Consider the following 6,783-nt stretch of genomic DNA (forward strand, 5'->3'; position numbering starts at 1 on the left):
GCGATGCGCAGGCTGCTCTGCAGATGTCTGAGCAGAACCGTGAAGAAATGAACCGTATGTTCCAGCGTTCCATGCAGAAGTAATTCTGCCTGGGCTGTTGGGGGAGTCAGTAGGCTCTTTCAGCGGTTGCTGTATGTGTAGATTGTAATGTAAGAAGCTTTGCACACAGCTACACAAAAAAACCCCGCCTCGGCGGGGTTTTTTGTGGCTGCGCTATCAGCGCGTCAAACTTTTTCTTCGCTGCTAGGTACTGCCGTGAGCTCAATTTCGTCGATAAGTTCGACAGGCTCGGGTTTTATTTCAGGTGCTCCGGGGCCAAAGAGGGCAATAAATTGGCCGTCTGGTGCGTCAACGGCACGCTCTATCTGCTCTGGGTCGATCTCTACTTGATCTTCAGTTAGCGCCGTAACGCGATCAATTGCGTTGCGTATCGGTTCGAAATCACCGACGTTTTCTTCAAGCTGAGGGAAGGACTGCACGAACAGTGTGCCATCGGCTCCCCAGCCTGCTTTAAAGGGCGCATCCATCAGGTTGACCTGAGTGCCGCTAGGTAGGCGCTCATACAGCGAGGCGATATCTTCAGGGTACATACGAATACAACCACGGCTAGCACGCATGCCTACGCCTTCTGGCTTGTTGGTGCCGTGAATTAAGTAGCTAGGCATCGCCAGAAGTATGGCGTGCTCGCCAAGCGGGTTGTCAGGGCCTGCGGGTACAATCGAAGGCGCTGGATCGCCGCGTTCGGCCGCTTCACGGCGCATCGAAGCCGGCGGTGCCCATGCGGGATCTTTTACCTTAACGGTTGTACGGGTGATACCAACCGGGGTTGCAAACTCTTCCCGGCCTACGCTAATCGGGTAGGTTTCAACGATGCCAGGATTGTTGGCCGGGTAATAGTAAAGACGCAACTCAGATAGGTTGACCACGACGCCTTCGCGAGGTGCTGGGGGCAAAATATACTGCGCTGGAATAACGACCTCGGTACCTGCGCCGGGAACCCATAGGCTTACGTCAGGATTGGCCATACGAATTTCTTCATAGCCAATATTGTGACGTCGAGCAATATCCACGAGTGTCTGACTAGCGTCTTCTACAACGACAGTATAGCGCTCCCCGACGATATCGCCGGTTTCAGGTAGGCGGAAGTGGCCGCGGGGCAGCTCGTCTCGGCTAGCAACCTGTGATGCGCTGTCGACGGCATCGAGGTTGATTTCTTGCGCTTGTTGGCCGTCTACCTGCTCGTCAGCGGATTGCGCAAAAGCAGGGGTAGCCAAGCTGGTCGCTAGCAGCATGGCCAAGCTGGTGGGGCCCCAGAGATTGAAAGTATGTCGAATGTTCATAGTCGTTCCTAATTTGTCAATTTACTGCTGATGCGCATTTTGGTGACCAGTAGGTATAGCTACTAACAAGTTTGCCCCAAGGTTCACGCCGCCGCTACTTTTTGATTAAGCGTGCTGAGTAAGTTTTCTAGCTGCTGAAAACGCTTATCAACACTTTCCATAGGTAATTCAAATCTTAAGGTGTCGGCACCATCCAAACGGTAGTGTTTTGGTGAGCGTTGAATAAGTGTCACCAGTGTCATCGGGTCGATCTGAGTGCTGCTTTCAAATAGTACTCGACCACGGCTTTCACCGGCTTCTATTCGGCTGATGCCTAGCTGCTCAGCGCGATGGCGCAGCTTGGTTTGTCGAATGAGGTTTTTCAATGGCGCGGGCAGCAAGCCAAAGCGGTCAATAAGCTCAACCTGCAGTTCTTTAAGCTCGCCATCGCTCTGCGTATTGGCAATCCGCTTATACATCACTAGCCGCTGCTGCACATCGTGAATGTAATCGCTGGGAATTAGGGCGGGCAGGTTAAGACTAATTTCGACACCGGTATTGAAGGGAGTGTCGATGTTGGGTGTTTTGCCGGCACGAATTGCCTTCACGGCTCGATCAAGCATTTCCATATAAAGCGTATAGCCAATGGTTTCCATTTGGCCGCTCTGCTCATCACCTAGCAGTTCGCCTGCCCCGCGAATTTCCATATCGTGGCTAGCCAGTGTAAAGCCCGCCCCTAAATCATCCGAAGCGCTGATGGCCTCAAGGCGTTTCATCGCATCGCGCGTCATGGCTTTTGGTGTCGGGGTTAAAAGATAGGCATAGGCTTGATGGTGGCTGCGGCCAACTCGCCCGCGCAACTGGTGCAATTGAGCCAGGCCAAACTTGTCAGCACGCTCAATAATGATGGTGTTGGCGCTAGGTACATCAATGCCCGTCTCAATAATGGTAGAGCACACCAGTACGTTAAATCGGCGGTGGTAGAAATCCGACATAATACGCTCCAGGCTGCGCTCAGGTAGCTGACCGTGGGCAACGCCAACGCGTGCTTCAGGTATCAGCTCGCGGATCTTTTCGGCGGTATTTTCGATCGTTTTAACTTCGTTATGCAGCACATAGACCTGGCCGCCGCGCAATATTTCACGCAGCAGGGCTTCTTTTATCACGCTGTCGTCATGCTGCTGTACGAAGGTTTTGACTGAAAGGCGGCGGGCCGGCGGCGTGGCGATGATCGATAGGTCGCGGATGCCGCTCATGGCCATGTTCAGCGTACGCGGAATAGGCGTGGCGGTCAGGGTTAATATATCGATCTCAGCGCGTAACGTTTTCAGCTTCTCTTTTTGGGCAACCCCAAAGCGATGTTCCTCGTCGATAATCAGCAGGCCCATTTTAGGTAGCTCAACGCTTTTTGAGAGCAGCTTGTGAGTGCCGATTACAATATCGGTTTGACCGTTTTTAATGCTTTCCAGCGTCTGAGAGACTTCTTTGGCACTAGTGAAGCGGGAGATCAGGCTAATATTGACGGCGGTATCTGCAAAGCGATCGCGGAAGTTCTCAAAATGTTGGCGTGCGAGCAGGGTGGTCGGCACCAGAACGACTACCTGGCGGCCGGACTGCACGGCTAGAAACGCCGCACGCATGGCGACTTCTGTTTTGCCGAAGCCTACGTCGCCGCACACCACACGGTCCATCGGCTGTGGCGACGTCATGTCGCTGATCACCGCTTCAATGGCCGCATGCTGATCGGGCGTCTCCTCAAACGGGAAGTTGGCTGAGAAGCGCAGGTAATCCTCCCCAGGCACTTCGTAGACCACGCCCTGCTGAGCTTCCCTGCGTGCGTACACATCCAGCAGTTCGGCGGCGGTATCGCGGATTTTCTCGGCGGCTTTGCGACGCGCTTTTTCCCATTGATCTGAGCCTAGCTTATGCAGAGGCGCCAGTTCGTCGTCGGCGCCGCTGTAGCGGGAGATCATGTGTAGGCTGTCGACGGGTACATATAGCTTGGCGCCATCTGCATAGGAGAGCGCAAGGAACTCATTTGCCTGCCCGCCCGCTTCAAGTGTCTCAAGGCCTAAATAGCGGCCCACGCCATGGGCTTGGTGAACAACCGGCGCGCCCTCACGCAGTTCTGATAGATGGCGTACCGCCAGCTCATTGTCATCGGTGGCTTTTTCACGACGGCGACTTTGCCGTACGACTTCGCCAAAGAGCTCTGTTTCACTGATCACCGCCAAGCTGGGGTTGTTAAGCCACAGGCCGCTGTCGACTAGCCCTTCGGTAATCGCATACTGTTCGCTGCCAGCCAGAAACGCATGGAAACTCTCAGTGTGGGGCAGTGAGAGCTTCAGCGGTGCCAGTATCTCTTCTAATGCCTCGCGCCGACCGCGCGATTCCGCCACAAACAGCGCGCGTGTTTCAGAGTGTGAGGTTAAAAACGCCGACAGGTCGCCTAACGGCTTTTTCGCCCGCGAGTTGATCGACAGCGTTGGAAGCGATGTGGCATCAGGCAGCTGCGCATGGCGTTGCTGGCTGTCTTCGGTCAGCTCAATGCGCGGATACGATTTGATCGCCGAAAATACGTCGCTGACGGGAAAAAATGCCCGATGCGGAGGCAGAAGCGGGCGCGTGTTGTCCACGCCTAAGTTGACAAAACGAGCATCTATTGCCTGCCAATGCTGCTCGGCAGCTTGGAAAACACCGGGCAGCAAAGCCACTCGTGTGTCATTTGTCAGGTGATCGAATAAGGAGGCGGTATGCTCAAAAAATAGCGGTAAATAATGCTCAAGGCCCGGTGACGGAATGCCTTTTAATGCATCGTTATACAGCGGGCACTGGCGAGGATCGACGTCAAATAGCGTTTCAAATTTTTCGCGGAAACAGGCAATGGCACTGCGACTGAGTGAATACTCATGGGCGGGTAATAGCTCAAGTGACTCAAGTTTATCCGTAGAGCGCTGGCTGCCTGGGTCAAAGTGGCGCAGCGTATCGATTTCATCATCAAACAAATCGATACGGATTGGTTCATCCATGCCCATGGCAAACAGATCAATCAGCGCGCCGCGCATGGCATATTCGCCGGGTTCGTAAACCGTTTCTACGGCACGGTAGCCCGCTCGTGATAATGATTCGCGAAAGGTCTCACGATCCAGCCGCTCGCCGGTTTTTAAGGTCATCACTCGCCCGGCAATATATTCCACCGGGGGCAAGCGCTGCATCAGCGTATTGATTGGCACCAGGACGATGCCACGCACGCCATCTTGCAACTGACGAAGCGTGCGTAGCCGTGCCGAGACAATGTCTTGGTGGGGTGAAAAGCTGTCGTAGGGCAGCGTTTCCCAGTCGGGGAAGGGCAGCACCGGTACGTCGCTGTAGAAATACAGGTCTTGCTCAAGGCGCTGCGCGCTGGCTGTATTGGGCGTGATGACCAATAGAGGCGCGTTGGTTGCAACGCGGGAGAGTGCCAGTGCAGTCGCACTGCCCGGCGGCGATGTCCAGTAGAGCGTATCGCGAGTCCCTTCGGGCTGGGGCGGTTCGAGCAGAGAAAAAGTTGGCATAATCAAGATATCGTTTTGCGCTGAAACGGAAAGCAGATCATACACGATCACTCGTTTCAGTTAGAGCGCTGTCGCTTATCGAAGGCTACTAGTCATTGGCGGTTCTCGCGGTAAGCTTGTAGTCAAATCGACGATTCTGTAATACGCCTACACGCTGTGCGACCATCCTTTCATTGCGACGGCGGCGCTTGGCTAGGATAATGCAGCACGAAAATTGTTTTTTACTTATTGTTTTTATACTTTTTCACTACATTAATGAGGCCGCACGTGAGTCAGCAAGCTCTCGAAAACGTTTTTCAAGAATGGCAGGGTAGCGAGGCTTTGGCGGAACAGATGATCCCTATGGTGGGTCAGCTCTATCGTCAAAATAACGTTGTTGCCACCATGTTCGGACGTTCGCTGATTAAGCGGTCGGTCATTCGCATTCTTAAAGACCACCGCTTCGTGCGCAAGCTTGAAGGGACTGAGCTGTTTGTCGACGATACGTACCCCATCCTAAAAGGCATGATTGCGCTTAACCTTGGGCCTGCGCATGTAGATGTGGGTAAGCTGGCGGTGATGTTTAAGCACCAAGGTGGCGGTGACGTTGAGGCTTTTCTACGTAAAGAGCTTCACGAAATAATTGATGGTTATCAGCCAGGCGCAAGCACGGGGGAGCCTCAAGATGTGGTGCTTTACGGGTTTGGTCGTATTGGCCGCTTGCTGGCGCGCGTGATGGTTGAGAAAGCCGGAGGCGGTAATCTTCTGCGCTTACGTGCCATCGTGGTGCGTGGTCGTGGCGACGTGGCGAAAGATCTTGAAAAACGCGCCAGCCTGCTGCGCCGTGATTCTGTTCATGGCCCGTTCGACGGTACGATTGTCGTCGATGCGCAGGCGCGCACGTTGACAGTTAATGGCAATGTTATCCAGGTTATTTACGCCGACTCCCCCAGTGAGATTGATTACACCGAGTACGGCATCAACAACGCTGTGATTGTTGATAATACCGGTATCTGGCGTGATGAAGACGGCCTGGGTCAGCATTTGAAATGTAAAGGTGCCGCTAAAGCCCTGTTAACCGCACCGGGCAAAGGGGATATCAAGAATATTGTTTATGGCATTAACCATGCGTCGATTGGCGATAGCGATCTTATTGTGTCTGCTGCGTCATGCACGACTAATGCGATTGTGCCGGTATTGAAGGTGCTCAACGACGAATACGGCGTTGTGAATGGCCATGTTGAAACCGTTCATGCCTACACTAACGATCAGAACCTGATCGACAACTACCATAAAGGCGATCGTCGTGGCCGTAGCGCGGCGCTCAACATGGTATTGACTGAAACGGGAGCCGCCAAAGCTGCCGCGAAGGCGCTGCCTGAATTAGAAGGCCGGTTGACAGGCAACGCCATTCGCGTGCCGATTCCCAATGTGTCCATGGCGATTCTAAACCTGACGCTGGATGAAACGGTCGACGCCGGTGAGTTAAATGATTACTTGCGTCGGATGTCGATTGAGTCCGCTTATCAGAAGCAAATTGACTTCGTTGATTCCGCTGAAGTGGTTTCATCTGATTTCGTTGGTAACCGCCATGCGGGCATTGTTGATGCCAAGGCGACGATTGCTAGCGGCCATCATGCTGTCGTTTATGTGTGGTACGACAATGAGTTTGGCTACAGCTGTCAGGTAGTGCGTATTTTGCAGCAGATGTCTAATGTTCAGTTCTTAAAGTTACCACGCTAAGTAATTAGTCGTAGGGAAGTTCGTGTGTTGGACGTTCATGCGAGCAGGACTAACGGGCGCTACCTCTGGGTGGCGCCTTTTTTTGGTCTCAATTCACCTTCTTGTGTATGTATATAGCACTTTTGAAGGTCATAAGGGATGTGGTCATTGGACGCGGTTGTCTTTATAATACGAGGGATTTTTCGGGG

General features: G+C 53.3%; 3 protein-coding genes. 1 reads left to right on the forward strand and 2 read right to left on the reverse strand.

Going from position 1 to position 6,783, the window contains the following annotated elements; genetic code table 11:
- Positions 1 to 224: 224 nt before the first annotated feature.
- Complete coding sequence (locus tag ACTH5D_RS16740) at positions 225 to 1,340, reverse strand: L,D-transpeptidase family protein (RefSeq protein ID WP_441673224.1); 1,116 nt, start codon at positions 1,338 to 1,340, stop codon at positions 225 to 227.
- Between the two features lie 83 nt (positions 1,341 to 1,423).
- On the reverse strand, positions 1,424 to 4,873 hold the full coding sequence (mfd, locus tag ACTH5D_RS16745) for a transcription-repair coupling factor (protein WP_441673226.1): 3,450 nt from the start codon (positions 4,871 to 4,873) through the stop codon (positions 1,424 to 1,426).
- 267 nt (positions 4,874 to 5,140) lie between these two features.
- Between mfd and ACTH5D_RS16750 the strand changes: the two genes are divergently transcribed.
- Positions 5,141 to 6,595 carry a glyceraldehyde-3-phosphate dehydrogenase gene (locus ACTH5D_RS16750; protein ID WP_441673228.1) on the forward strand — a complete coding sequence of 485 codons (1,455 nt, stop codon included), beginning with the start codon at positions 5,141 to 5,143 and terminating at the stop codon, positions 6,593 to 6,595.
- Positions 6,596 to 6,783 lie beyond the last annotated feature (188 nt).

Origin of the sequence: Halomonas sp. (assembly GCF_052095695.1) — a bacterium.
Classification (GTDB): Bacteria; Pseudomonadota; Gammaproteobacteria; order Pseudomonadales; family Halomonadaceae; genus Vreelandella.

Coding starts and splice junctions, on each gene's coding strand:
- ACTH5D_RS16740 (WP_441673224.1), bottom strand. CDS start 1,340: ATGAACATTCGACATACTTTCAATCTCTGGGGCCCCACCAGCTTGGCC.
- mfd (WP_441673226.1), bottom strand. CDS start 4,873: ATGCCAACTTTTTCTCTGCTCGAACCGCCCCAGCCCGAAGGGACTCGC.